The sequence below is a fragment of the Desulfotignum phosphitoxidans DSM 13687 genome (assembly GCF_000350545.1).
GTDB lineage: Bacteria > Desulfobacterota > Desulfobacteria > Desulfobacterales > Desulfobacteraceae > Desulfotignum > Desulfotignum phosphitoxidans.
On sequence record NZ_APJX01000015.1, the window covers coordinates 1 to 23536 of the forward strand.

Annotated in this window: 27 protein-coding genes and 1 pseudogene; 11 read left to right on the forward strand and 17 right to left on the reverse strand. The window is 50.6% G+C overall.

What is annotated here, in order from left to right:
* The coding region (locus tag DPO_RS21565) for an ATP-binding protein (RefSeq protein ID WP_040012215.1) at positions 1-427 on the forward strand (427 nt) is incomplete at its 5' end.
* 180 nt (positions 428-607) lie between these two features.
* On the opposite strand, the gene DPO_RS25595 is transcribed toward DPO_RS21565, so the two are convergent.
* Positions 608-748, reverse strand: a complete 141-nt coding sequence (locus DPO_RS25595; RefSeq protein WP_006968501.1) for a hypothetical protein — start codon at positions 746-748, stop codon at positions 608-610.
* A 161-nt stretch (positions 749-909) separates the two neighbouring features.
* Between DPO_RS25595 and DPO_RS21570 the strand changes: the two genes are divergently transcribed.
* The 4 genes from DPO_RS21570 (at position 910) to DPO_RS24840 (ending at position 1928) form a co-directional block, all read left to right on the forward strand.
* Entirely contained in the window at positions 910-1122 is a 213-nt protein-coding gene (locus DPO_RS21570; protein WP_268870653.1) for an ATP-binding protein, read from the forward strand.
* Positions 1123-1215: 93 nt separating this feature from the next.
* The gene (locus tag DPO_RS24835; protein WP_006968503.1) at positions 1216-1368 is read left to right on the forward strand and encodes an MOFRL family protein; all 153 of its coding nucleotides are present in this window, start codon (positions 1216-1218) and stop codon (positions 1366-1368) included.
* Positions 1369-1446: 78 nt separating this feature from the next.
* Positions 1447-1704 carry a FitA-like ribbon-helix-helix domain-containing protein gene (locus DPO_RS21575; RefSeq protein WP_006968504.1) on the forward strand — a complete coding sequence of 86 codons (258 nt, stop codon included), beginning with the start codon at positions 1447-1449 and terminating at the stop codon, positions 1702-1704.
* Positions 1701-1928, forward strand: coding sequence for a PIN domain-containing protein (locus DPO_RS24840; RefSeq protein WP_006968505.1), 228 nt, complete (start codon positions 1701-1703; stop codon positions 1926-1928). Before DPO_RS21575 ends, DPO_RS24840 begins: the two co-directional genes overlap by 4 nt.
* A 36-nt stretch (positions 1929-1964) precedes the next feature.
* Here DPO_RS24840 and DPO_RS25600 read toward each other — a convergent pair whose 3' ends face one another.
* The 16 genes and pseudogenes from DPO_RS25600 to DPO_RS21655 form a co-directional block, all read right to left on the reverse strand.
* Complete coding sequence (locus DPO_RS25600; RefSeq protein ID WP_160166941.1) at positions 1965-2102, reverse strand: hypothetical protein; 138 nt, start codon at positions 2100-2102, stop codon at positions 1965-1967.
* 26 nt (positions 2103-2128) lie between these two features.
* Entirely contained in the window at positions 2129-2524 is a 396-nt protein-coding gene (locus DPO_RS21585) for a hypothetical protein (protein WP_006968507.1), read from the reverse strand.
* 129 nt (positions 2525-2653) lie between these two features.
* Positions 2654-2956: a dephospho-CoA kinase gene (locus DPO_RS21590; RefSeq protein WP_006968508.1), complete on the reverse strand. Its 303-nt coding sequence runs from the start codon at positions 2954-2956 to the stop codon at positions 2654-2656.
* Between the two features lie 648 nt (positions 2957-3604).
* The gene (locus DPO_RS21600; RefSeq protein ID WP_006968509.1) at positions 3605-4774 is read right to left on the reverse strand and encodes a Fic family protein; all 1170 of its coding nucleotides are present in this window, start codon (positions 4772-4774) and stop codon (positions 3605-3607) included.
* A 167-nt stretch (positions 4775-4941) separates the two neighbouring features.
* A complete protein-coding gene (locus tag DPO_RS21605; RefSeq protein ID WP_006968510.1) occupies positions 4942-9459 on the reverse strand; it encodes an acyl-CoA dehydratase activase in 4518 nt (1505 codons plus the stop codon).
* Positions 9456-10484, reverse strand: coding sequence for a putative ABC transporter permease (locus DPO_RS21610; protein WP_006968511.1), 1029 nt, complete (start codon positions 10482-10484; stop codon positions 9456-9458). Before DPO_RS21610 ends, DPO_RS21605 begins: the two co-directional genes overlap by 4 nt.
* The gene (locus DPO_RS21615; protein WP_006968512.1) at positions 10481-13555 is read right to left on the reverse strand and encodes an efflux RND transporter permease subunit; all 3075 of its coding nucleotides are present in this window, start codon (positions 13553-13555) and stop codon (positions 10481-10483) included. The genes DPO_RS21610 and DPO_RS21615 overlap by 4 nt, the downstream gene beginning before the upstream one ends.
* A complete protein-coding gene (locus DPO_RS21620; protein ID WP_006968513.1) occupies positions 13552-14046 on the reverse strand; it encodes a hypothetical protein in 495 nt (164 codons plus the stop codon). The genes DPO_RS21615 and DPO_RS21620 overlap by 4 nt, the downstream gene beginning before the upstream one ends.
* A complete protein-coding gene (locus tag DPO_RS21625) occupies positions 14036-15043 on the reverse strand; it encodes a patatin-like phospholipase family protein (RefSeq protein WP_006968514.1) in 1008 nt (335 codons plus the stop codon). The genes DPO_RS21620 and DPO_RS21625 overlap by 11 nt, the downstream gene beginning before the upstream one ends.
* Before the next feature lie 2 nt (positions 15044-15045).
* The gene (locus DPO_RS21630; RefSeq protein ID WP_006968515.1) at positions 15046-16248 is read right to left on the reverse strand and encodes an efflux RND transporter periplasmic adaptor subunit; all 1203 of its coding nucleotides are present in this window, start codon (positions 16246-16248) and stop codon (positions 15046-15048) included.
* A complete protein-coding gene (locus DPO_RS21635) occupies positions 16245-17642 on the reverse strand; it encodes a TolC family protein (protein ID WP_006968516.1) in 1398 nt (465 codons plus the stop codon). The genes DPO_RS21630 and DPO_RS21635 overlap by 4 nt, the downstream gene beginning before the upstream one ends.
* Positions 17639-18262: a TetR/AcrR family transcriptional regulator gene (locus tag DPO_RS21640; protein WP_006968517.1), complete on the reverse strand. Its 624-nt coding sequence runs from the start codon at positions 18260-18262 to the stop codon at positions 17639-17641. The genes DPO_RS21635 and DPO_RS21640 overlap by 4 nt, the downstream gene beginning before the upstream one ends.
* 50 nt (positions 18263-18312) lie before the next feature.
* Positions 18313-18597: a gamma-glutamylcyclotransferase family protein gene (locus tag DPO_RS25045; RefSeq protein WP_051069423.1), complete on the reverse strand. Its 285-nt coding sequence runs from the start codon at positions 18595-18597 to the stop codon at positions 18313-18315.
* Between the two features lie 133 nt (positions 18598-18730).
* Positions 18731-19042, reverse strand: a pseudogene (locus tag DPO_RS26270) (glucosamine 6-phosphate synthetase); the annotation flags it as partial.
* On the reverse strand, positions 18975-19454 hold the full coding sequence (locus DPO_RS26275) for a hypothetical protein (RefSeq protein WP_040012218.1): 480 nt from the start codon (positions 19452-19454) through the stop codon (positions 18975-18977). The pseudogene DPO_RS26270 and the gene DPO_RS26275, both read right to left, overlap by 68 nt.
* On the reverse strand, positions 19451-19753 hold the full coding sequence (locus DPO_RS21655) for a hypothetical protein (protein ID WP_006968519.1): 303 nt from the start codon (positions 19751-19753) through the stop codon (positions 19451-19453). Before DPO_RS21655 ends, DPO_RS26275 begins: the two co-directional genes overlap by 4 nt.
* A 661-nt stretch (positions 19754-20414) precedes the next feature.
* On the opposite strand from DPO_RS21655, the gene DPO_RS21660 reads away from it, so the two are divergent.
* The 6 genes from DPO_RS21660 to DPO_RS26290 all read left to right on the forward strand — a co-directional run bounded on the left by DPO_RS21660 (position 20415) and on the right by DPO_RS26290 (position 23268).
* The gene (locus tag DPO_RS21660) at positions 20415-20963 is read left to right on the forward strand and encodes a group I intron-associated PD-(D/E)XK endonuclease (protein ID WP_006968520.1); all 549 of its coding nucleotides are present in this window, start codon (positions 20415-20417) and stop codon (positions 20961-20963) included.
* A 148-nt stretch (positions 20964-21111) separates the two neighbouring features.
* A complete protein-coding gene (locus tag DPO_RS21665) occupies positions 21112-21309 on the forward strand; it encodes a hypothetical protein (RefSeq protein ID WP_006968521.1) in 198 nt (65 codons plus the stop codon).
* A 64-nt stretch (positions 21310-21373) separates the two neighbouring features.
* Positions 21374-21574 carry an SEC-C metal-binding domain-containing protein gene (locus DPO_RS26280; RefSeq protein ID WP_006968522.1) on the forward strand — a complete coding sequence of 67 codons (201 nt, stop codon included), beginning with the start codon at positions 21374-21376 and terminating at the stop codon, positions 21572-21574.
* Positions 21575-21615: 41 nt separating this feature from the next.
* A complete protein-coding gene (locus tag DPO_RS25605; protein ID WP_160166942.1) occupies positions 21616-21846 on the forward strand; it encodes a hypothetical protein in 231 nt (76 codons plus the stop codon).
* Between the two features lie 170 nt (positions 21847-22016).
* Positions 22017-22397 carry a ParB/RepB/Spo0J family partition protein gene (locus tag DPO_RS26285; protein ID WP_236610023.1) on the forward strand — a complete coding sequence of 127 codons (381 nt, stop codon included), beginning with the start codon at positions 22017-22019 and terminating at the stop codon, positions 22395-22397.
* Between the two features lie 73 nt (positions 22398-22470).
* A complete protein-coding gene (locus DPO_RS26290; RefSeq protein ID WP_236610024.1) occupies positions 22471-23268 on the forward strand; it encodes a DNA methyltransferase in 798 nt (265 codons plus the stop codon).
* Positions 23269-23536 lie beyond the last annotated feature (268 nt).

Sequence of the window (23536 nt, forward strand, 5' to 3'; positions counted from 1 at the left end):
AAAAGACATTATACTGATCGGAAACCCCGGGACTGGGAAGACTTTTTTATCCAAGTGCTTTGCGTATGCTGCCACTCAGAATGGAATAAAAACCCTTTTTACAACCGCCATGGACATGATCAATCAGCTGGTGGCAGCTGAAAATGATCACACCATGCTCAAAAAGCTTCAATTTTATCAATCACAGGAACTTTTAGTCTGTGACGAAATCGGTTACCTTCCGCTGGGCAGACAGGGATCAAACCTGTTTTTCCAGGTCATCAGCGGCCGGCATGGGAAAAGGTCCACCATCATAACGACCAACCTGCCGTTTGCCCGCTGGGGAGACATCTTTGACGGAACCACTGTTGCCACAGCGATTGCCGACCGCCTCGTCTACAACTCTGAGATTCTTATAATGGAAGGGGACAGTTATCGAAAAAGGTAATCATCGGCACAAACTGAAAATATAGGCAGGCTTTTACTCAGGCCTGAACACACGCTCTTTTGAATCTGGTTTGAGCCGGACACGGACAGGTGTGTCTATCGTAGGGGGTGGCTGGTTTTTGAACGGTGATTTCGGCTGATTTTTATCCCGCTGTTTCCACCTGCCAATTTCAGAATGGGATCAAATGTAAAAACCGTCTCTTATATTTTCCGCAAAAATACTGACACGCTTATGATCAATATTTTCTCTTGGATAGATAGACGCATCCAGTGTGACATCTGAGATGGCGATCTTGGTGCTGACATTTTCGCGATCAGTCATTTAAATTCACCTTAATAAATTAAGTGTTTATTTTTTCTCATAGACATTTTCAGGTTCACGGTTGAAAAATTTTTTTTACGGGAACTTTACGTGACCAGAATATTTTTTTCAAGCTGTCACTGGATATTTGCCATAAGGCTGTGGTATGAGTTTTGCTCTATGTGAAGGACGAGGGCATCGGTATGACACCGGACCAGGTGAAACAGGTTTTTGACAAGTTCTGGCGGGCTGATGCGTCCAACAAGGCCATAGAAGGAACTGGTTTGGGAATGAGCATCGTGAAATACATTGTCGAGGCCCATGGCGGAACAGTTGCGGTGGAGAGTGCATATGGCAAAGGAACCACAGTGACAGTGGAATTGCCTGTGAATTGAATATTAAATCCAAGGAAAGGCGGGGCAAGGGTGAGGTTTTCCTCTCTGGACTTCCCGGGTCGATTGAGATATATAATTACTGATTGATCCGATATGACCATGCCGACAACCCCCCTGGCGGACAACGACTCCTATAATTTTTTCCCTGCACTGGATGATCTGCTGGCCACGGGTCCCGCCCGCACCAATGTGATGGACATGCAGATCCTGCTGATTTCCGGATCAATCGCCCGGGTTTTTAATTGACAGGTTTATCATGCATTGATTACAATGAATGCATGATTATCTCTTAGTTTAACAACAAAACCGGGAGGCATTTCTAAAATGGCCAGTTTGACGTTAAGAAACATAGATGAATCCCTTAAGGGAAAACTACGCATTATGGCTGCCGCAAATAACCGATCGATGGAAGAAGAAGCAAGACAGATTCTCAGGAAACATTTATTGGAAGAGCGTTGCGCCAAAGGCATTGGCACACGTATCTCCAAACGGTTTTCCGAATTGGGTGGTATTGAATTGCCGCTATCGCAAAGATCTTATCCGCGCAGTACAACTTTGTCTGAATTGGAAAATACCTTGTGATCCTTTTGGATACCAATATCATATCTGAATTGATGCGGCCCATGCCCAATTCCAAAGTGGTTTTCTGGCTTGATGATCAGCCAGAAACCGACATTTGGATAAGTGTAGAAGACGCTCAAATTGCGGCGATTGCCCTTACTGCCGATCTGACGTTGGCTACGCGCAATGTCAAAGATTTTTTCGAGATTGACAAGTTACAAATTATCAATCCTTGGGAAATGTAAAAACAGAATCGGAAATTTTGATCATCCACCCTTTTTTTACTTGGGTGGGAGACTCTCCACCACTTTTTTCAGATGGATGAAATGGGCTTCGGCCAGTTCGATAAGTTCTTCGAGCCGCTCGACCTCATCGGTGAGATCCACGGATTTTCCCAGCTTGGCCATCTGCGGTTTCAAACTCCGCCTCCTGTACCTGCGGTCTGTCAGGACAGGCGCCGGATAAGCAGCGCTTCTCTGAGGGGTACAGGACCCAGGCAGAACCGTTTGCAGTCGGGCTGATCCAGCCACTCCTGTTTTATTTTCAAATTGGGGGACCGGCCGTCTGATGAATCCAGGATGCAAACATTGCCTTTCATCCCGCGGACAGCGGTTCTGCGGTAGGAATCCAGCCAGTTTCCCACCAGTCGGGCTGCGTATTTACTGGTTCCGCCTATACCGAACCGGGCATTGCGGCCCACGGTATCCAGGCAGTACAGATAGATGTGTCGGATCACCATGGGGGGGATCTCTTTTCTTTTGAACAGATAGCTCACTGCATTGATCAATGCGGTGGGCACGCAATCATATTCAGACACCTGGTAATGCAGCGGGGTATACATGGAATCTCCTGGCAAGCAACATCCTGACCGAAGATGATCCTATACGCCATTTTTCCTGATTTTGCAAGCAATGTTCTCTGTCTTGCATTCCCTGATGAATAAAGGTATCTGATGGATAAACCAGGTTCATCAGATTGACATATTGAGATAACAGGAACGGCCCATGGAAAAAACTTCCCTCATTATCCGTGCAGACCAGCTGTATTCCTGTGTGGTGCCCGGATCAGGCAACATCACCACCTCCCGGGCGATTTGATCCATATCAATGAGAGGGGCCCCTAATTCCTCGAGCATCCCGGATACCGTGGTTTTGCCGCAGGCAATGCTGCCGGTGACCGCCACAATCAGGCAGTGGTGTGTGCGTCGAATCTTTTCAAGGGCCGCCCGGGTCCGGCCAATCATGTCCGCCGGGGCGTTACCGGTGTGAGTCATCCTTTTCCCAGCCAAGAATCCGGTCACTTATTGTTGCACCTCCCCTTATGGGTTAACCTCATTCCCGTTTCACGTCCCGTTCAAACGCCTGCCTTAAGTTAAAGCGTTTCCAATATGACACAGGGTGCTTTGCCGTTCAAGCATGAACAGGAAAAAAATCCGGAAACGGAGGACCGAATGGCAAGACAATTTAAAAAAAACCGAAATCGGCCGTCCGGCTGCTTCGGATTTTTTAAATTCAGAAATATTTTAAGCGGCACAGGGATAATGCCTGTAAAGACTTGGGGGGTAAGAGGACTGGACCTGTATGGCGGCGCCATGCACACCAGCACATACCCAGCATTTTTTTGACGCTTTCCTGTAAACAAAAAAACCTTGAAAACATTGAGTTTTCAAGGTCTATAGTGGTGGAGCAAACAGCTCCCGACCGCAACTCAGCCTCCGACCCCGATCTGCCCCGTAACACATTGAAAACATAGGGCTTAACATAGGAAGCCGAGTCACGCCCCAAGTTCCCACCGGGGAAGCAACTTTTCTCTCCCGATTTCCAAGTTCCGGACGAGGATGCTGGGTTTGCAACGCGAGCGAATACCAAGAACAATCTCCCAACGAATCTGATTCGATTCCGAAAACCGGAATCGAACTGGCCTACCTGCCCGGCAGTTCCGTGCCGCGACTCATGATCTCGATATAGCCCGCATAGCTGAACAGGCGGTTGCGTTTCTGGGCGGTCAGCTCCTTGACGATGCCGAGCTGCTCCAGATGGCCGAGCGCCTTGTTGACCGTGGCCGGGGTGATGCCGGTCTTTTCCACCAACGAGCCCGAGGTGGCGATGGGATGCTCCATCAGCGCCCGGTGGACCTGAAGGGTGGATGCCGCCGCCCGGCCGAGACTGCTGATCTTGTCACGGTCCTGGTTCGACAAATCGAGAAGTTGCTGGGCCGTTTCCACCGCCTGGGTGGCGGTGACGATCACGGCCTCGGCAAAGAAATCGAGCCAGGCTTCCCAGTCGCCGGTCAGACGCACGTTGCCCAGCAGCTCGTAGTAATACTGGCGGTGCGTCTTGAAGTAGAGGCTGAGGTAGAGCATCGGCTCCCGCAGCACCTTCTGCTCGCATAGCAGCAGCGCGATCAGCAGACGCCCCAGACGGCCGTTACCGTCCAGAAATGGGTGGATCGTCTCGAACTGCACATGGGCCAGCGCCGCCTTGAGCAGCACCGGAGTCGGTTCCGGCTGGTCATGGAGGAAGAACTCCAGCTTGCTCATGCACTCCAGCACCTCTTCGGCCGGAGGCGGAACGAAGGCCGCATTGCCGGGCCGGGTGCCTCCGATCCAGTTCTGGCTGCGCCGAAATTCCCCTGGTGTCTGATTGCTGCCCCGGCCCTTAGTCAGCAGAACGCCATGGATCTCGCGGAACAAGCGCAGCGACAGCGGCAGCCCTTCCCCCAACAGACGCAGGCCGTGATCGAGGGCGGCGACATAGTTGCTGACCTCTCGCACATCATCCAGTGGTACACCCGGTTCCTGATCCAGCTCGAACAGCAGCAGATCCGACAGCGACGACTGGGTTCCCTCGATCATGGAGGAGAGCACCGCTTCCTTACGGACGTACATGTAGAGGAACAGCGAGGTGTCCGGCAGCAAGGTCGAGACGCTGTCCAGCCGCCCGAGCGCCAGCAGCGCCTGGTCAAACTTGCTGCGCAGCTCCGGGGTCCAGTCGATGGGCGGACGCGGCGGCAGCGGCGCGGGCACGAAGGCCTGGGCCTTCTCACCCACCGTCGATATGGTCACGTATTTGCCTTGGAGTTCTCGCTTCATCCTGCCTGCCTCGAACCTAAAATAAGATTCGCCTTTATTTTACCTTAATAGCATATCCTAAAATAAGGGGTCGGGAAGCAAAAATCAAGCGAATTTCCCGATTGGCCGTTTCGATTTCCTCAGACGAGCGTTCGACGCTGCAACGCATCTGCTAATGATGTCGATGGTTACAAGCTGATTTTTCGCCTGATTTTTCGCGCTTTTTCCCACAATCCTAGGCCGGACACCCAGGCCCGCCATTTTTCAACCTCCAGTGATGCGTAATTGTTGAACATATACAGTTCTTGTGCCCATCCCGTGGGCATGGTAAAGCGCTGAACTGTTTCCGGCCCGACCAACGTCCCCTTCTCGCGGGCCACCTGTTCCCGGGCCGCTGTTACCATGAAGTGGAGCCGGTTCAGCAAATTGACCTCGCTTGCCCCCGCGTCCATGTCGAGAGAAAGCAGATTCAAATGAGGGAACAACTCCCTGAGTTTATTCTCCATCCCCTTTCCGGTGATGTGATTGGCAATGCAGCCGAAGGGCTGGAGACAGACGATGTTACCGATCCCTTCATTGAGCATGGCGATCATTTCGGCGGTAAGAAGCCACCCTTCGCCAAACTGGTTGGCCAGGCTGACAACCTCGTCGGTTATTTCAGCCAGTTCTCTCAAGTCATGCGCCTTTTTGTAAAAGCGAAATCCCTGCATAACCCGCTCGATTTGACCGATGTGGTATCTTGAGTATATCTCCAGCAGCCTGTACTTGATGCGATCTGCCAAAGAACGTTTAAAAAAGGCCTTTTGATTGTAGGTTTCATTGATAAAGCGCTGGGCGAAAAAACTCTGTATAGGAGGAAGGATCACTTCCACCCCCTGGCCGGACAGCCAGTCGATGATATTTCCGTTGGAGAAGAAGTTGTATTTAACAAAGATCTCTCCAACGATCCCGACTCTTGGGACCGTCTTGTCGTTGATCGCAACCCGGTTGAAGTCCGCCACGGCTTTTTTCAGAAGATTGAGAAGATAATAATAATCTGCATTCTCGATGCCTGTCTCCATTTCAAAGAGGTATTTTTCATGCAGGTTTTTGGATGTCCCGGGCACCTTTTCCCTGACCATTGTGGATAGATACATCCTGGCCAGGGGATCCGCGAAAATAATTCCCAGGCCCAGCCGTTTTATAAGCCCCTTTTTATCTATTTTAAATCCCGGTTGAGGATCAATTTCCTCATTGGATATGGCAATTACCGGAACCTCATCCAGGCCGGCGGCGGCCAATCCTTTTCTGATAAGCGACACGTATGAGGATGCCCGGCATTGACCACCGGTCTGGGTCAGAATAACAGCGGTATTTTCAGGATCGTAGCGGCCTGACCGGAAGGCCTTGATAATATCGCCGGCAACCAGGATAGCGGGGTAGCACATGTCGTTGTTGATGGTTTTTAGTCCCCATTCAACCGATACCCTATCCTGGGGCGGGAGGACTTCCACCCGGTAACCCAGGGGCCTGAAAGCAGACGGGATCAGCGGTGAATAAAAGGGTGAAAAATAGGGAGCGATCAGGATTCTCTTTCTGTCTTCTTCCACAACCGCCCGGTCTTTTTTCATTGTGCCGGCCCCTGTGGCCCTCGTTTTACCGTTTTTTTCTTTCACCGCCTCCAGCATGGAGCGCAGTCTGATCCTGACGGCACCCAGGCTGGCGATTTCATCCATCTTGAGCAAGGTATGGATTTTCCCGCCGCAACGCAAAATTTCTTTGACCTCGTCGGTCGAAACCGCATCCGGCCCGCAGCCAAAAGAGGTCAACTGAACCATTTGGGCATTGGCCGTGTCCGTTACCCACCCGGCCGCTGCGTACAGTCTGTTTGCATAGCTCCACTGGGTCAGGACATTGACGTCTTCCAGTGAGACGGCATCCGCATTCAAGGGAACAGCCGTTTCACTGATGACATCCACTCCCAGTTCCGTCAACAGCTTCGGAATACCGTGGTTGATAAGCGGGTCCACATGATAGGGTCGGCCGGCAAGAACAACTGTTGTCCGCCCCCCGGCATCCGCCTTGCTCAGCAGGGTTTTCGCCATGGACCTGAGTTGTTTCCTGTAATCCGATTGTGCCGCCATCCCCTTTTCGACGCCTTCCGACACCGTCCGGTAATTGATTCCGGACTGCTTGAAGAATAGATAAAGCTGATCCTTCAGCAGATTGAAATCCTTAAAGCTGATCACCGGGTTATCCAGGGGAATCCCGAATTTTTGCTCAGGGTTAACCGCACTTTTCAAAAGGTCGGGATATCCGGTAACCACCGGGCAATTATAAGTATTTAAAGCATTTTCGTATTCTTCCTGCTCATAGACCACAGTAGGGTAGAATATCCTGTCGACTTTTTTTCCGATAAGGTCGAAAATGTGACCATGGGCAAGCTTGGCGGGAAAGCAGATGTTTTCCGACATGACCGTGGCGGAACCCTTTTTGTAAAGTTTGAAACCGGATTCGGAAGAGAGAACCACCCTGAACCCGCACGTGGTCAAAAAGGCACACCAGAATGGAAAGTTTTCATACATGTTCAAGCAGCGGGGAATACCGTAGGTGAGAATCGGCTCGCCTTCGGGTTCCATGTCTCGTTCAAACAAGAGCTTTATCTGATCATCGATCAGGTTCTTTCCCTTGTGTTGTACCTCCGGATTGTTGCTGAAACACCGCTCGCATCGGTTCCCCGTATAAAAATGGTTTCCATTGTTGAAAATCAGCTTCAAAACCCTGCACCTGTTTTCGCAGCCCTTGCAGCGGATTTCCTTTTTTGAAAAATCACTTCCCATCGCCAACTTTTCGAGGAACAAACCATTTGCTTCCTGCAACACGATTGGCGTCTCTGAACTCTTAAGTGGTGTTTGAAGGAGAGCAGCAGGTTCCAAAAGATTCGCGCGATGATTTGAAAGGGCTGTCAGGGCCGCGCCGTATGCACCCATCAGCTCGGAAATATCCGGCCTTATAACCTCCTTGTTCAGCAGCATCTCCAATGCGCGTAATACGGCTGAATTTCGAAAAGTTCCGCCCTGAACCACGATTTTGTTCCCCAGGACATCGACGTCCTTTAGCCTCAGCACCTTGTACAGGGCGTTTTTAATAACCGAATACGCCAAACCGGCCGAAACATCGGAGACCATCGCCCCTTCCCGGAGCGCCTGCTTCACTTTGGAGTTCATGAACACGGTGCAGCGGGTTCCCAGATCAAAGGGTGCATTGTTGTCACATGCAATCTCGGCGAATTCCTGGACACTGTACCCCAGCGAACGGGCAAACGTTTCAATAAAGGAACCGCATCCGGATGAACAGGCCTCATTGATCTGGATTTCAGACACGGCGTGATCATGAATATAGATCGCCTTCATGTCCTGCCCGCCGATATCCAGAATAAAGGAAACATCCGGTTCAAAGCGCCGCGCCGCCCGGTAATGCGCCATGGTCTCAACCACGCCGTCATTCAATCCAAAGGCGGCTCTTATCAGGCTTTCACCATAGCCGGTGGCGGCCGTCCTGACGATCCGCGGGTGAAAGCCGACGGAAACACACTTTTCCCTGAATTCGGCCAATCCCTTTTTTACCGCCTGGACGGGATCGCCGTTGTTGGAGCCGTAATAGCCCAGAACCAGTTTACCTTCCCCATCGACAAGGACAATCTTGGTGGTGGTTGATCCCGAATCCACACCTAAAAAAAGATCTTTTTCTTTTGTCTCAGAGAGGTCAGTCCGGGGAACCCGCTTCCGCGCATGCCTTTTTTGCCATATCTCAAATTCGCACTTGCCTGCAAACAGGGTGGGCAGCCTTTTGGTGCCGCTGTTGGTTACATGGCTGACGCCATTTTCGGACATGGATAAAAAATTGCTGATCCGGCCCCGACATGGTTTGCCATTGCGCACCATGGCCGCTCCCATGGCGGGAAGCAGTTCCGGATGATCCGGAATGATCAAATTATCCAGATTTTCAATACCCAGCAGGTCAACAAAAGCCTTGCGCAGGTTCGGATAAAACGTCAGCGGGCCGCCCCCCATAAGTATTTTTCTTTGTATATCCCGTCCACGGGACAAGGCGGTGATCACCTGAAGGGCAACCGAATGAAATACGGAAGCCGCAACATCTTCTTTGGATACATGACGGCTTAGCAGCGCCTGAATATCGGTTTTGGCAAAAACGCCGCACCGGGATGCAATGGAATAAATATTCGTGGATTTTCCGGCCAGCGTGTTCAGTTCCGATACATCAATATCCAGAAGAACTGCCATTTGGTCAATAAAAGCACCGGTGCCCCCGGCGCAACTGCCATTCATCCGGATATCGGGACGACCATTATCGTCGAAAAATATGACTTTGGAGTCTTCGCCGCCGATTTCGATAAACGTTCTGACTTCCGGAAAAAATTTTTCAATGAAGTGCGCGGAGGCCACCACTTCCTGCACAAATGGCAGGCCGAAGACCTCGGCCGCGCCCATCCCGGCAGATCCGGTACCCGCCAAATCAAGTTCCACGTCGCCCAGTTCCTCAAGTGCCTCCTTGAAAATGCTCCGTGTTGTTTCCACGGTTTTGCCCTGATGACGGCAGTAGCGGGAAAAAATCATGCCGCCCTCTTTATCCAGGACCACCGCCTTGGCCGTTGTTGAGCCTATGTCAATCCCGGTAAAAAAGAGATGGCCCGCCTGTTTTGTCATTTTTGTTTATCCCCCGATTCCGAACCAACGCAACCGGCGACTGCCTTTGCGTGTTTGTCTTGTTTCTTCACGCTCAAATAATCTCTTGCAGAGCAAAATGTATCCACCAGTGAAACGACAAGCGACTCCATATAACGCGGTGGTACAACGGTAAGCGGCCACATGTGTTTTTTGATAATATCCTCTTCTTTTTCAGTAAGGAGGGTTATTTCGCGCGCATTCTTAAGTGCGATGTTATGGTGCCGGAAACCATGCAATCTGGGTCCTTCATGCAGCCAGTCGTAATAGAAAAGATCGTGCAACAGCGCACCCCGGACAATCGCTTCACTGTCCAGGGAAAGTCGTTTGCCCCAGAGAAAGCTCAGGTATGCTACCTCTTTGACATGCTCCAATCGGGTCTTTCCCCTGTGATGGGTATACTGCGACAGTTTCGCAACCTCAGGCAGTTCAAGAAGCGGCCTTGCCGTGTCGATAAACTGTGTCTCCAGCAGGGTTTTCTCTTTCGGTGTCAGGCGGAGGAAATGCCTGATAGAGACCGTCAGAAAATCCACGAGCATGATTGAAAGCGTCACCGCCGCAAAGATACCTTTAACAACGGGTGAAAGCTGATTGAGAAGGCCTTGATAGGGAGGAAATAGGAGATATTCATAAGCGAACACCGGCAATATCCAGTAAATTGAAAATTTGAGACAGATATAGCCTTTATAATGAAAACGCTGATCCGAATAGTCCCAAAGGCGTACATGAAAAAAGTATTGTGCAATAAATCCCGAGATCAGTTCGAGTCCGGTCGTGATCGCACAATAGGCGAGTGCTTTAGTAACCAAATGGGATTCCTGCAACAGGGAACCCGCCACCATGAGCAACAAGGCGCCCGTGCCGTAAAGAGGAAGATACGGTCCCCTCAAGAGACCGGGGTTGACGAACCGTTTGTCACGTACGGAACGATAGGTAACCTCCAACACCCATCCAAAAATGGAAAACAAAGAAAAAGAAAAAAGTATGTTTAAAATATCAGTCTTCATTGCACCCTGCTCCTGTGAACCAGCGAATACATCAGAGGTACCAGAATCAATGTCACAAGGCCACTGACCAACAGTCCCCCAATGACCGTGATGCCAAGTGCATTCCAGATTTCAGATCCCTCCCCCCTGGAAAGGGCCAACGGGAGCATGCCGAATATGGTGGTAAGACTCGTCATGAGCACTGGCCTCAGGCGTGTTTTTCCTCCCGTAACAATCGCTTCGTTTAGCGTCATGCCGCCTGCTCTCAGTTGCTTGGTATAGTCCACGAGCACAATGGCGTTTTTTACAACAATGCCCATGAGCATGATTACTCCGATAAAGCTCATCAGGTTGAGCGGAGTGGCCGTGACAACGAAGGCCCAGATCACCCCGACGAAAGCGAAGGGAACCGAAAACATGATGATGAATGGGTCAACGAAATCCTCGAATTCCCCTGCCATGACCATGTAGACAAGGGCAATTCCAAGAATGAGAAGGAGGGTCAGATCACGGAACGCTTTTCGCTGTTCCTCCACCTCTCCGCCCCATTCAATGGAAACGCCGGGAGGCAGGTCAAGAGAGGCCATTTTTTCTCGAATATCTCGTACCACATCCCCTAAAACTCTGCCCTGGACACCCGCCTGAACCTTGGTGACTCGGGTCCTGTTTTTCCGTTCGATCTCAACGGGCCCAAAGGCTTCACGAACAGAAGCGACGTTTCGGAGCTTAATGGTTTGACCGGTCAGGGTGGTGATAGGGGTTTCACCGATTCCACGAATCGTTTCCCGCTGATCCTTTTTTAGTCGCAGTTCAATGTCGAAGTCGTCACCGGCCTCCCGGAACTTGGTATCATCGAATCCATAGTAGTTGGTTCTCAATGCGTCGGCGACAAGCGCCACATTCAATCCCAAAGATGCTGCCTTATCCCGGTCAAGACGAACCTGCACTTCCGGCCGCGGTTTCTTCCTGCTGACGGAAACATCCACCGAGCCGGGTGTTGCTTCCACGATGCGTCGGATTTCCGCGGCAACTTTGTTTGTCATCTCGATATCATGACCCAGAATATCGATGCTGATGGCACGGCCGCCCCCCAGAAAGGCCTTCTGGATGGCGCTTACAGCGCTTGCGGAAAACTTTTCAACACCCGGCAGTTTCATGACCTGCTCACGAAGCTCCGAAGCGATCTCCTTGGCATGGCGACTCCGCTCTTCCTTTTCAACGAGACGGCCCCCGATGCGACCGATGTTTGTCCCCTCTTCAAAACCGAGCGCCGTCAAAAATCCTTTTTTGGTCTGACCTGCCAGGGCATAGGACGCTTGCATCTCCGGAATGGCGTTCACCGCTTTGAGCATTTCTTGCGTAATTCCGGCCGTGACCTCCACGCGGGTGCCCTGCTGCATTTCCAGGACAACTTCTACTTCCCCCGAATCCACTTCCGGAAAAAATTCCGTGCCGACCAGTGGAATAAGTGCCAGACTGCCGGTAAATACAATAATTATGAGTGAAAGCAACATCTTGCGGTGTCTCAGCCCCCACTCCAGAGCATGGGAATAACCGGCTTCGATTTTATTCAGCAAACGCTCGCTCCAGGCAAATACCGGGTTGAGCTTTCTCTCATCCCGTGAACGGAGCAAACGGGAAGAAGCCATGGGGGTCAACGTCAGCGAAATAAAAAGCGATGCCAGAATAGTGATCAGGATTATAAATGCCAGTTGACCGAAGATAATCCCGGCGAGTCCCTTCACCAGAAGAAGCGGGGCGAAGACAGCCACAATGGTCAACGTTGACGCGGCCACCGCCATGCCCACTTCCGATGCCCCCTCCACGGCGGCCAACTTCGGAGACTTGCCATCGTCCACATGTCGTACGATGTTTTCAAGCACGACGATGGCATCGTCCACGACCATGCCCACGGCAATGGCAAGACTCATCAGGGAAATGACATTGATGGTGTATCCCATGGCAAAGAGGCCGATAAAGGCAAGAATGATGGAGAATGGGATTGCCATTGTGACGACCAGGCTGGTACGAAACCGCCGGAGAAACAGGAAACAGACCACAATAACCAGGAGGCCGCCGACGACGGCGGCTTCGGTCAGATTATAGATCATCGAATAAATGTGATCCGAGTTGTCAATGATTTTATGGATCTCAATGTCCGCCGGCACCTCTGTTTTCAGTGTTTTAAGGCGTTCTTTTATGGTTTTGATGACAGTAACGGTATTGGCGCCGGACTGCTTCTGGATAAGTAAAGCAATCGCGGGGAGCTTGCCCGACCGTGCCCACTCCTGCGGCTCCTCAAAGGCATCGGTGACCGTGGCCACATCCCTGAGTCGCACAAGCGCATCGCCGTCGCTGCCGATCACCGTATTGGCAATTTCAGCTGCATCCCGGTAGCGCCCTGCCACCCGGATCTGTAGTTCGTTCCTCCCGATTTCAGCGGTGCCCACCGGAAGGTTCAGGTTTTCGGCGGCAAGAACATTTCTGATCTGCTGGACAGAAAGGTGATAAGCCTCTATTGCTGCGCGATCGAAATGCACATTGATCTGTCTTTCCTGACCACCAATATAGACGACGGCACCCACACCGGACACACGCTTCAACGGATCAGCGATTTGCTTGTCGACAATTCTGTAAAGATCGGGACTGCTCTCTTGAGCCGTCACCGTCATGATGAGCACCGGCACCATGGAACTGCTGAACTTGAAGATAAAGGGTTCTTCTGCTCCGTCGGCAAGGTCCGGCTTGGCAAGATCGATCTTCTCCCGGATATCGTTAACCGCAACATCCAGGTCAGTGCCCCAGTTGAATACGCAATTGACGATGGCTATGTTGTCCTTTGATTTTGACTCCAGCCGATCGAGATCCGGTGTGGTGGAAAGATGGTCTTCCAGGTACTTGGTTACCTCCGACTCGACATCCGTGGCGGAAGCTCCCGGATAGGGGGTGATCACACTAACAGCCGGTGGCTCAATATCGGGCAACAAGTCCAGGTTGAGCTTGAAGAAGGCTACGCTGCCCAAAAGAATGATAGCAGCGAAAACCATAACGGTAGTGACCGGCCGGCGGACGGATATCTCCGGTAATTTCATTCTCGATCTCCCTGCTCGTCGTCACCGTCGGTTTCAAAAAAGTCGATTTCCATCTCAAGGTCCTGAAGGCATTTGTTTTGCTCGTGCGAACATATCCTGGCCCAGGCAATAACGGAGATCCAACCTGCCGCGACAAGGGAAAGGAGGAAGGCGGTTTTTCCATGAAAATAGCTTGCAATGCCCCAGATTGCCAGCGCACCTGCTATGAGGGCGACAATCATACATATGAATAGATGACGGTTGCACGGTGCACGGTCTGGGACTGGAGGAACAAACCAAATCTGCTCCCCGATCTCAGCCCGATCAAATTGCGAATCGTCAAGATTCGTTTCGATTATCCTGTTTTTGAACTTGACAACGAGGATCTTCCTGTCAGGCTGGTCACCGAATGATTCCACCCTCTTTTTTTCGATTACCTCACCCTTTACCTTTAGAGAATGAAGATGATCCACGAGGCGTTTTTCTTGTAATTCACAAATATTAATTCCCATTTCCCATCCTCCCAAATAAGGAATCTTTTGATAAATCGCTTTTGACGGCACCTTTCCACCTCTGTTTGAATTGCGTCATGGCTTCCCGGTACCCCTCGGCAATGGCCTCTTCGGCCCGATGGAACTCCATAAAACGAATATCTCCCAGCTTCGGCTGAATCAGCAGATCGGGCGGAGCTGTTGCCAATTTTGTTGCGGTTATCTGTACTTCCATGATGTTGATTGAGGTCATCAACACATCAAAGATATTCGGCACGGGATCCCTGTGCAGCCACTGGCGTACTTGCGATAACGCGGGCGAACTGAATTCGTTGAGCCTGTTGGTCAGATCCTGCGCGATTCTCCATTTCGGGGGAGGGGGTTGATCAACCACACTCGCCAACGATGGATCAACCGGAACGATGCTGTCGGCACTCCTTTTGTCGACAATGTCATGGTTCAAGTCTACGGCGATAACGTAATCCGCTCCCATATTCCGGACCACGCCTGCCGGAACGGGATTGACCAAGCCGCCGTCGATCAGGAAACTGCCGTTCTTCTTTACCGGCGTAAAAATGCCTGGAACCGAGATGCTCGCACGGATTGCATCGATAAGATCCCCTCCGCTTAAAACGACCTCGTACCCCGTGGTCAATTCGGTGGCGACGGCGCAATAGGGAAGGGGTAATTCTTCAATGTTTATCTCCCGAACATGACCGCGAAAGAAATCAGTGATCTTTTTCCCATCAATGAGTCCCGACCTCGGAAAAGTCACATCCATAAAGGAAACGATTTGTTTCCAGTCGAGCTGGCGGGCAAAATCTTCCAGCACATCTATTTTGTCGAGGGCAAACGCGCCCCCTACCAGAGAACCAATGCTGGTGCCGGCTATATACTTGACTTCTATTCCTGCCTCAGCCAGTGCCCGTATTACACCGATATGTGCCCACCCTCGCGCAGAGCCGCTGCCCAGCGCCAGGCCGATATTTTTTGGAAAGCCCGAGTCATTGTTTGACATGCTCACCGCCGATCTTCTTGTAGAGTTGTTTCTCCGGACCTGTCCGTCTCATTCTTGTTCGAAACATCCTGAACGGTTACATCCATACCCGACCGCAAACGCCCCGTTCCGCTGGTAACAACCTTGTCATCCTCAACCAGGCCATCCACCACTTCGGCATATTGGTCATTCATGGCTCCAATGCCAACCGTTCGCTTATGGGCTTTATTTCCCTCCACAACGAAGACGTAATACGTGCCGCTTCCGGGGAGGCGTTGTAAGGCGTTACGAGGGACGGCAAGGAACCTTCTTTTTTCTACCGACAGCTTCACCCTGGCAAACATTCCGTCCACCAATTTCCCGGACGGATTTGGCACCTTGATTCTCACCCGGAAAGTGCGCGTCTTGCGGTCCACCATTGGATTGACAACGGTTACTTTCCCGGAAAATTCATGCCCGGGGAACGCATCTGCCGTAATTACCGCGGCAACTCCAATGGCAAGGCGGCTAATGTCTGACTCCGGCAAATCGACATCAAAGTCCAGTGATGTCTGGTCCACGATACGCAGAAGCCGGCTGCCGGGCGCAACCGCCTGACCGATCTCCACATTTCTTTCCACGACAGTGCCGCTTATAGGTGATCTGATATAGGCATTCTTGAGATGTTCCAGTGCCGTCTCCAAGGCTGCCTTTGCCTGGTCACGTTGGGCCCTGACTGAAGATACCATTCCTTTGGCGGCCCTGAAGGCAGCTTCCGCTGCATCAAAACGACTTTGCGGAATCACCTTTTCTTCCAACAGTTCGGTTGCGCGGCGGTATTCTTTCTCAGCCTGTTCAAACCTGGCGCTGGCCTGAGGGATTGCTGCTTGCGCAGCCGCAAGCGCTGCCTGCGCCTGTTTGACGCCGAGATCAAAGTTGGTTCTGTCCAATCTAATAACGACCTCACCGGCTATGACAGGATCCCCGATATCAACCAGCACCTGGTTTACCGGTCCTGCCACTTTGGGACTCAGCAGACTTGTCTCTCGGGCTTTGAGGGTACCGACGCCCTCAATATCGTCCGTGAATTCGTGCTGGACAGCAGCTGCAATTGTGACAGGCAACGCTTTATCGACCGTATCCATGTCCACGTCTTTTTGCCATTGTTTTTTGGAAACCTGAACAACCAAGAGCGCAATAACAGCCACCGCGACAACAATCGAAATATATGCTCCCCACCGTTTCATTCGGCAAACTCCTTTTCCTTGATATCAGCCTGTTCTACCACTACACCCACTGCTCTATTAAGGGCAGCCAATGCAACGTTGTAGTCAAAAAGAGCCTGGGTGTGATTCGCTTCAGCTCGACTTAAGGCCGTACGGACGTCTAATACATCTGTATTTGTGCCTTCTCCTGCCCGGTATCTGGCCCTTGCCTGGCGGTAAGCCTCTTTGGCTGTTTTCAGTGTGCTCTCAGCAGCCTCGATATTTTTTTCCGCTTTCCCGATGTCCAGGAAAGCCTGGCGGACCTCAAGTCGAATGCGATCTGTCGTTTTGTCCTGCTGAATTCTCACCTGAACCAGTTGCGATCTCGCCTCTCGGACCTTGGCCGCGGTCTCCCCCCAATTCCAGAGGGGAAGCTGTGCCCCTACTCCGATCGTCCAGTGGTCACCGCCTTCCAGGTCCCGGAAATCGCCTTCCATGTATTCGTAGCGCCCTTCCAGGGCAATGGTCGGCAGGTATTCTCCTTTGGCCGCCTTAAGTACCTGTTCCGCCGCTGCAATTTGGAAATCCATTGCAGAAAGTTCAGGACGTTGCGAAAGGGCCGACTCAGTGAGAGCCGAAAGATTCCTTTCCGGCCTGGGTGACCGCACCAAGGCTTCCGTCAAACTGACCGATTCTTCAAGGGAAATGCTGAGCAAATGCTTAAGTGCGGAGTATGCCAAATCGACAGCGTTATTGGCACCATTCATCTCCTTGCGGGCATTGGCAAGTTCCGTTCGGGTACGAAGCAGGTCGATGTCTGGATTCGCCCCTTTATTTACCAGAATCGCCACGTCATGTTCATGCATCTCGAGAAGATCGACGGCTTCCACGGCAACCTTGCGGAATGCCTTGGCAACCTGAGCGGTCCGATAAGCGCGCGTAACCTGGAAAGTGATTTCCTTTTCAATGGCCCTGTTCTCTTGAGCCTGGGCGTCTCGTGAATACTGGGATGCCTTGCGCGCCGCATTTAATCGCCCTCCCATGAAAATTGGTTGTCGGACCACGATCCCTCCCTTGTAAATATCTCGATCTATAAAAGTCAATGACTGCGGTCCCAGGGCAACGCCCACTTCCTCGTCAAGACGCGTGTAGGAACCCTCTGCACCCAAAAAAGGAAACATGGCAGCTTTGGCTTGAGTTATCTTTGCATCGGCTTGAGCTAGAGCTTCCTGTGTAAGACGGATATCATGATTCTGTTTCAACGCTATTCTCAAACAATCACTGAGCGATAATTGCAGCTGTCCTTCTTGTTCAAATTGCCGCATCAATTTTTGAGAAGCAGCAGGACTCACAGAAACGTAGCCTAAAATCGCCAAGAGGACGAAACACACGATAAAAAGAGGTCTTCTGCCTATAATTCGCATTGTCTTATTCATTTGGCCAAGCACCCGTTTAGAAACATCTCCTTGATCATCTGAACATTCTCCTCGTACGAATGGTGCTTTGGATCTTCCAACCAGCAGAAAAGAAAAGAGTTGGTAAGCCCCTCCAAAGCCACAGCCATGTAATAAGGATCGCCTTCTTTTAACACCTTCCGATCGATGCCCCTTTTCATTGTGGAAACCAGCTGTTCGACCATTTCGTCATATAGCTTGCGAATGTCCTGATCGAGCCCTGCCTTAATGTTGAAGCTTGCACCTCTTGTTTCAGCAAAATAAAGGCGCAAAGCGGCAACGCTATTGGCAAAAATCTGGGCTTTAGCGGCTATGTAATCTCCAATGACGGCCAATGTATCATTCTCCTTAGAAAGAACGTCACTTAGAGCCCGATGGTATTCATCTGCCTTTTCCATTATCAAGGCTTTATAGAGGTCTTCTTTATTCTTAAAGAATTTGTAGAGCGTACCAATTGCAAACTCGGCCTTCCCGGCAATCTCGTGCATTGAAACGTTGTGGTATCCCTTCAGTGAAAAAAGATCGAGTGCGGCAGCAAGCATCTGGCGACGATGCCGTAATTTATCCATTTCTCGTCTTGAAAGCTTTTTCTTTTCCATCATCTGACCTCCGCACACTTTTCGAGTTGAATTCAACAAAATAAAACATAACGTCACATTATATAACGCGACGTCATGTTGTCAAGTATAAATCCGATATAAAGCCATGCGGGTTGAATCATGTCGATGATAATTACCGGCAGGAGAACTCGTCTGTAGAGACTTCTGTCACCCAAGCGGAACCCCTCCAGGCGGTCGATGGCGGGCAGGCGGGACTCGGGATCGTCGAAGGTGAGAAGCTCCCCGTACACGCGGCCCCAGTCGCCCGCTGTGACGCTTTGCAGGGTCGGTTCGGCGTATGAGGCCAACTGTTCGGAAAACCGCGCCTGTGTGGCCACGTCGGCCGAAACGCCCGAAGTGCCATGGGCGAGGACATCCCCGTCCGGAACCTGCAGGACGGGGATGCCTGCGGTGGATGCGGAGCTCGAGCGGTTTGTTCCCCTTGAGCACGAGGATGGTTTCAGGATCGAGCCGGGATGCGAGCACTGCTGTCATCTGGCCCCGGCAGTGCCGAAGCCTTTCTTTGAACCACTCTACATCCATCCGACCACTCCGTGCGGCCCTGGCCGCCAGGCGGAAGAGCAGCTCGCTGTCCACCTCGGCGAACCGCCGCAGTTTGAAACGGCGGAACAGGTAGTCGGCGTTGTAAATGGTGCCGTTGTGGGTGCCGATGACGTCCCCGGCCCGGATCGGGTGATTGTTGCGATTGACCCGTTCATCCCCGCGGGTCCGCCAACGCGTGTGGCCGAGCAGAACCGTTGTACGGTTGTCGATGCCGGCCAAGACCTCGTGGAACGCCTTGTCGATGACGAACTGACCGGCGGAAACCGGTCTTTTGAAGAGGCGATGCTCGCCGTCCCGATTGAGCCAGGCCATCCCGGTTGCGTGGGGGCCCCGGCTTTCGCTCAAGACCAGCAGCCGGGTGAACAGCCAGGCCATGATCGATCAAGACGGCGAGAAGGGAATCGGCCTTCTCCTCGGGGCTCTCACCTTTGACGACCAGGTCGATGCCCGCAAGCATCTTGGCGTTGCGCAGGAGCATGTCGATGTAGTCCTCGAAGCTCCCCTGGTCGGAAAACAGGGCCGCCCCCTTCATGGCCCGGACGATTTCAAGGGAGGTCTTCCCGGTGAACACCTCGCCTTCGCCCTCAAGGGGTTTTCCGGCAAGGTCGGTGTTTTTGATCAGCACTCTCACGGCGCACCTCCTTCATCCGTCTCGGCGGTGCCATTCCCTGAAAACGCCGGAGGCCGGGATTCGATTGCGGATTGCGGATTTTGAATTGCGGATTGAATATCCTTCTGGTTCGGTCTGCCTCGCTTGAACGCCGAGTCCCCCGGAAGCGCCGCGAGCAGGTGCTTGCGGGCGGTCTTGAACTCGTCGCCGATGAGTCCCAGGTGGAGCAGAAAAACCCTGAAGTCGTAGCGGGCGCTCTGAGGATCGAACCTGCGCTTGCGGCTCGATGCCGCGCGCCCGTTCAGGGCTTTGGCGGCCACGGCCAGAACCAGCTGGATATAGGTAGGATAGGAAGACGCTTTTTATCAAGAAAAGTATAAAAAAATATTAGAAATCTGAAATATGACCTCAACCGGGTACAGACACAACATATTGTGTCTGTACCCGGTTGATACCCGGTTGAGGTGCGTTGCTGCAAAATGGGAAATATAGCCATTGAAGCAACGGGATATAAAATCCCTGGAATTGTCAAAGTGGGCCTGAACGATGTAAAAAATTCCAGAACAGGGCGAATTTTGGGTATAGTTCACCGCAATCCCTCAATCCAATTTCAAAAAAAATCAATACCAACTCTCCAATTCCGGAATCTGAGAGTCTGCCTCATCACAGACCAAATCAAGAACATAATCTGAAACCGTTTGCGGCGGGTCATGATTTCGGACATCCCAGAGATCAAGGTGACGCAGTATCTTTTCGATGACGTCAAATTCTTCAATAAAGCTGATTATTTTCGCTCCAATTCTTCAAAGTGATCTTCAACGCACTTGTAATATGCGCTTGCTTTAGGATTGCGCGGCTGATACCCTGAAGGGCACGCGTAAACATCATAATCATATGTTGTCGACTGGGCCATAGCGAAACCAAAAATGATAAATATTTTATGGACATCCGAATGGAAATCAAGACCTGGAAATAGATGATATGGTATTTGTTGAATTTATGCAACAATATGGTGAAAAAATTAAACAAAAACATGCTGACGGACAAGCCGCAGATGTTTACGTTCGCAGGAAAAAAATGACACGCACCTTTAGACATTCAGCCAGTTTTGGAAAAGGAATAGAATATTGGATTATCGGAAACATGCTAAAAGAAGGATTAGATGTCTATGTTCCAATGGTTGATGACGATGCTATCGATGTTGTCGTTAAAAAATATGACGGTTCTTTTGTATCAATCCAAATAAAAGATAGGTCAAAGAAAGTTGTTTTCGGCGATGCCGCTTTATTTGCTGCTATCCCGCATGAAATCAGAGAAAATTATTGGTTTGTATTTTATTCCGAACGAATGGATATGATGTGGATCATGACGTCCAAGGAGTTTATCCAAGCGTCAGTTCAGAATCAATCTGGAAAAAACAAAGGAAAAAGAAGTATTTGGTTCAATGGTAAAAATACAAAAGAACAATCTGAACATTGTAAGCCTCAATTTAAAAAATACATAGCGAACAACTTTGACAGACTAAAATAAATATAGAGTTTGTAGTCTCTGGCCTTCGGGGGAGACGGGGGTAGGTTCGATTCCTACTGGGCCTTCCGGCTACATGCAGCGACCTGCTGAATCTCTGGGCAGTAATGCAGAGATGTCCGTTGGCATTAAAATCAAAAGGGAGGTGCATATGGAAGCTGAGATGAAAACCAAAACAGAGAAGTTGACGATGAAGCTTAAAGCTAGGTTAATCCTTAATTTTAAAAACATTGTCGCTGCTGTTGTCGGTTGTTGCCTCATGGCTGCCCCGTTGACCAGAGCCTACAAATTGAACTGCGAACCAGGCGGTTCACTTGATGCCGTGAACGACTACGTCCTTGACGGGTAAGTCTTTTGGCGGCGCAAGTGACCTTGTCGTTATATCAGGTAAAAAACTACACAGGAAGGAAAATATGACCAAAATAGGCAGAAACCAACCATGCCCATGTGGAAGTGGGGAAAAATATAAAAAATGTTGTTTAAATAAACCAAAATCAGATTCACTACCAGAAAAAAAACGTGATGAACTTGATGTATTAAAGGGTCTTGAAGGAGAAAATGATTTGATTGACAGACTCAATGAATTGAAAAAAGAAAGAGAGAATTATGCATAACACCGCAGTCCAGGGGGGCAGCGTTGGGAGAAGGAATGAGCATGAATAAAACTGATATTCCAATTGAATGGCGGGATGGTAGCGGGGAAACCGTCGAAATCGGTTACCTCAACCCAAATGGTCAGCAATGTGGTGGTCATTGTGGTGTGCCGGGGATCAGGTATTGGAAAATTACCAAAAAAATAAAGTCATTCAAACTCAGAGGGAAGAAACAGAGCAGTATCCATCATGTCAAAACACAAACGAAAACTAACTGTGGCGGAAAAGGCTGAAAAGAAACTGCGGCGGAAAGAGTACATGACCGTTTTCATCAATGGCAAACAGAAAAGGGTCAAACGACCACAGACAATCGACGGCCTGGATATGGACGAGTTTATTCGAAGGAACGCGGATCCCATATGGTTGCATCAAAATGAAATGTGGGAATATATGATCGATGAAGATGAATCCTGAACTCCCAATCCCTGTTTCTTCAATTATTCTTGATGAAGATATTTATCCACGAAAGGGTATTGATCACAAACGTGTGGCTATATTTGCCGAAAACATCAGGGATGGGATTGACTTTGATCCCATTGAGGTGGAGCCCTGCCCTGACAAACCCGGTTTCTACCGCCACCTGGACGGAGCACACAGATGGAGCGCCCACAAGTCAACCGGAATGGAAGAGATAAAAGTCATCATAAAGGATCTGGATGGAGTTGATCCCCTGCTGTATGCTGCAACAAAAGCGATCGGGCGAAATATTTCGCATGCACCGCCTTGGCATCCCCCAGGACAGGATTGCAAAGAGATTGGGACCTGCCAGGGAGGTAATCCGTGACCATTTGGCGGAAATGGCAGTATTGCCAAATCCGCCAAATGCCGATTTAAAAAAAGGCTTCACAGTTTCACAGGTGGCTGAGAAGCACGGTTGGCCTGATCCCATGGTCTGGTCTCTGGCCCTGGAAGGCAGAAATGACCATGACAGGTTCAAGGAACTTGGCTGGGGACTCAGGACCTGGGACCAGTGGGAATGGAATGATTGTGATAAAAGATTCGGGGATGACTGGCCCGGACGTATCCCGGCCCAGATGATCGCCCATATCCTTCGCTATTTTTCAAAGCCGGATGACCTGATTCTTGATCCCATGGCCGGGGGCGGCGTGACTCCGGACACCTGCCTTGCCATGGGCCGAAGGTGCTGGGCTTTTGATATGAAGGACCGGCCGGACACGCGCCCTGAGATCGAACCTTTCACATGGGATGTTTCATCTGCGCAATCGCGTTTATGGCCTGTAAGCGCAAAGGAAAAACCGGATCTGATCCTCTTTGATCCGCCCTACTTTGACAAAAAAGCGGCTGACTATGATGAAAAAAGCATCTCCGGTTTGTCCAAAAAAGCCTACCTTGAATTTCTTGAGGCCTTTTTTGTTTTGCTGAAACGCAATGTGAAAAAGACGACACGATTTGCGTTTATCAATGCAGACTGGCGGGATTTTCAAAATACGCCGGCAATAGAGGAAAAATATAAAGGCGGCATCCTCATAGACGACTACCTTGATATCCTGAAAAAGACGGGATGGTATCATACCCATATTATCCAGGCCCCCATGTCGACCCAGCGCTTCAGCCCGGTCGTTGTTTCTGCCATGCAGAAAAAAAATATACTGGGCGTTACCAGCAGGTATGTGATCATCCTGAATCAACAGTGATTGTCCGGAGTCTTGAACTATAATCAGCCAGTTGCTGTGATAAAATGAGCCCGGCAGTATGACAAATCAAGTACCAAACAAAAGTCTGCTTCATTATTTTTTAAATGTTCTTGTGCTTGTTCTATTTATGTGACATGATCCGGAGCCGGGATGCCATCAGGTCTGTTCTGGAACACATCTATTTATCCGGACTGCATTCCGAGCCCTCTGATCAGCCGGCTGGCCTGGTTAAAATGCCTGACTATTTCTCAACAATTCTCGACAATAT

Excerpts from the sequence above, each read along its gene's own strand:
- DPO_RS25595 (WP_006968501.1), bottom strand. The coding sequence starts at position 748 with ATGACTGATCGCGAAAATGTCAGCACCAAGATCGCCATCTCAGATGTC.
- DPO_RS24835 (WP_006968503.1), top strand. The coding sequence starts at position 1,216 with ATGACCATGCCGACAACCCCCCTGGCGGACAACGACTCCTATAATTTT.
- DPO_RS21575 (WP_006968504.1), top strand. The coding sequence starts at position 1,447 with ATGGCCAGTTTGACGTTAAGAAACATAGATGAATCCCTTAAGGGAAAA.
- DPO_RS21585 (WP_006968507.1), bottom strand. The coding sequence starts at position 2,524 with ATGTATACCCCGCTGCATTACCAGGTGTCTGAATATGATTGCGTGCCC.
- DPO_RS21590 (WP_006968508.1), bottom strand. The coding sequence starts at position 2,956 with ATGACTCACACCGGTAACGCCCCGGCGGACATGATTGGCCGGACCCGG.
- DPO_RS21600 (WP_006968509.1), bottom strand. The coding sequence starts at position 4,774 with ATGAAGCGAGAACTCCAAGGCAAATACGTGACCATATCGACGGTGGGT.
- DPO_RS21605 (WP_006968510.1), bottom strand. The coding sequence starts at position 9,459 with ATGACAAAACAGGCGGGCCATCTCTTTTTTACCGGGATTGACATAGGC.
- DPO_RS21610 (WP_006968511.1), bottom strand. The coding sequence starts at position 10,484 with ATGAAGACTGATATTTTAAACATACTTTTTTCTTTTTCTTTGTTTTCC.
- DPO_RS21615 (WP_006968512.1), bottom strand. The coding sequence starts at position 13,555 with ATGAAATTACCGGAGATATCCGTCCGCCGGCCGGTCACTACCGTTATG.
- DPO_RS21620 (WP_006968513.1), bottom strand. The coding sequence starts at position 14,046 with ATGGGAATTAATATTTGTGAATTACAAGAAAAACGCCTCGTGGATCAT.
- DPO_RS21625 (WP_006968514.1), bottom strand. The coding sequence starts at position 15,043 with ATGTCAAACAATGACTCGGGCTTTCCAAAAAATATCGGCCTGGCGCTG.
- DPO_RS21630 (WP_006968515.1), bottom strand. The coding sequence starts at position 16,248 with ATGAAACGGTGGGGAGCATATATTTCGATTGTTGTCGCGGTGGCTGTT.
- DPO_RS21635 (WP_006968516.1), bottom strand. The coding sequence starts at position 17,642 with ATGAATAAGACAATGCGAATTATAGGCAGAAGACCTCTTTTTATCGTG.
- DPO_RS21640 (WP_006968517.1), bottom strand. The coding sequence starts at position 18,262 with ATGATGGAAAAGAAAAAGCTTTCAAGACGAGAAATGGATAAATTACGG.
- DPO_RS21660 (WP_006968520.1), top strand. The coding sequence starts at position 20,415 with ATGGTATTTGTTGAATTTATGCAACAATATGGTGAAAAAATTAAACAA.
- DPO_RS21665 (WP_006968521.1), top strand. The coding sequence starts at position 21,112 with ATGGAAGCTGAGATGAAAACCAAAACAGAGAAGTTGACGATGAAGCTT.
- DPO_RS26280 (WP_006968522.1), top strand. The coding sequence starts at position 21,374 with ATGACCAAAATAGGCAGAAACCAACCATGCCCATGTGGAAGTGGGGAA.
- DPO_RS25605 (WP_160166942.1), top strand. The coding sequence starts at position 21,616 with ATGAATAAAACTGATATTCCAATTGAATGGCGGGATGGTAGCGGGGAA.
- DPO_RS26285 (WP_236610023.1), top strand. The coding sequence starts at position 22,017 with ATGAATCCTGAACTCCCAATCCCTGTTTCTTCAATTATTCTTGATGAA.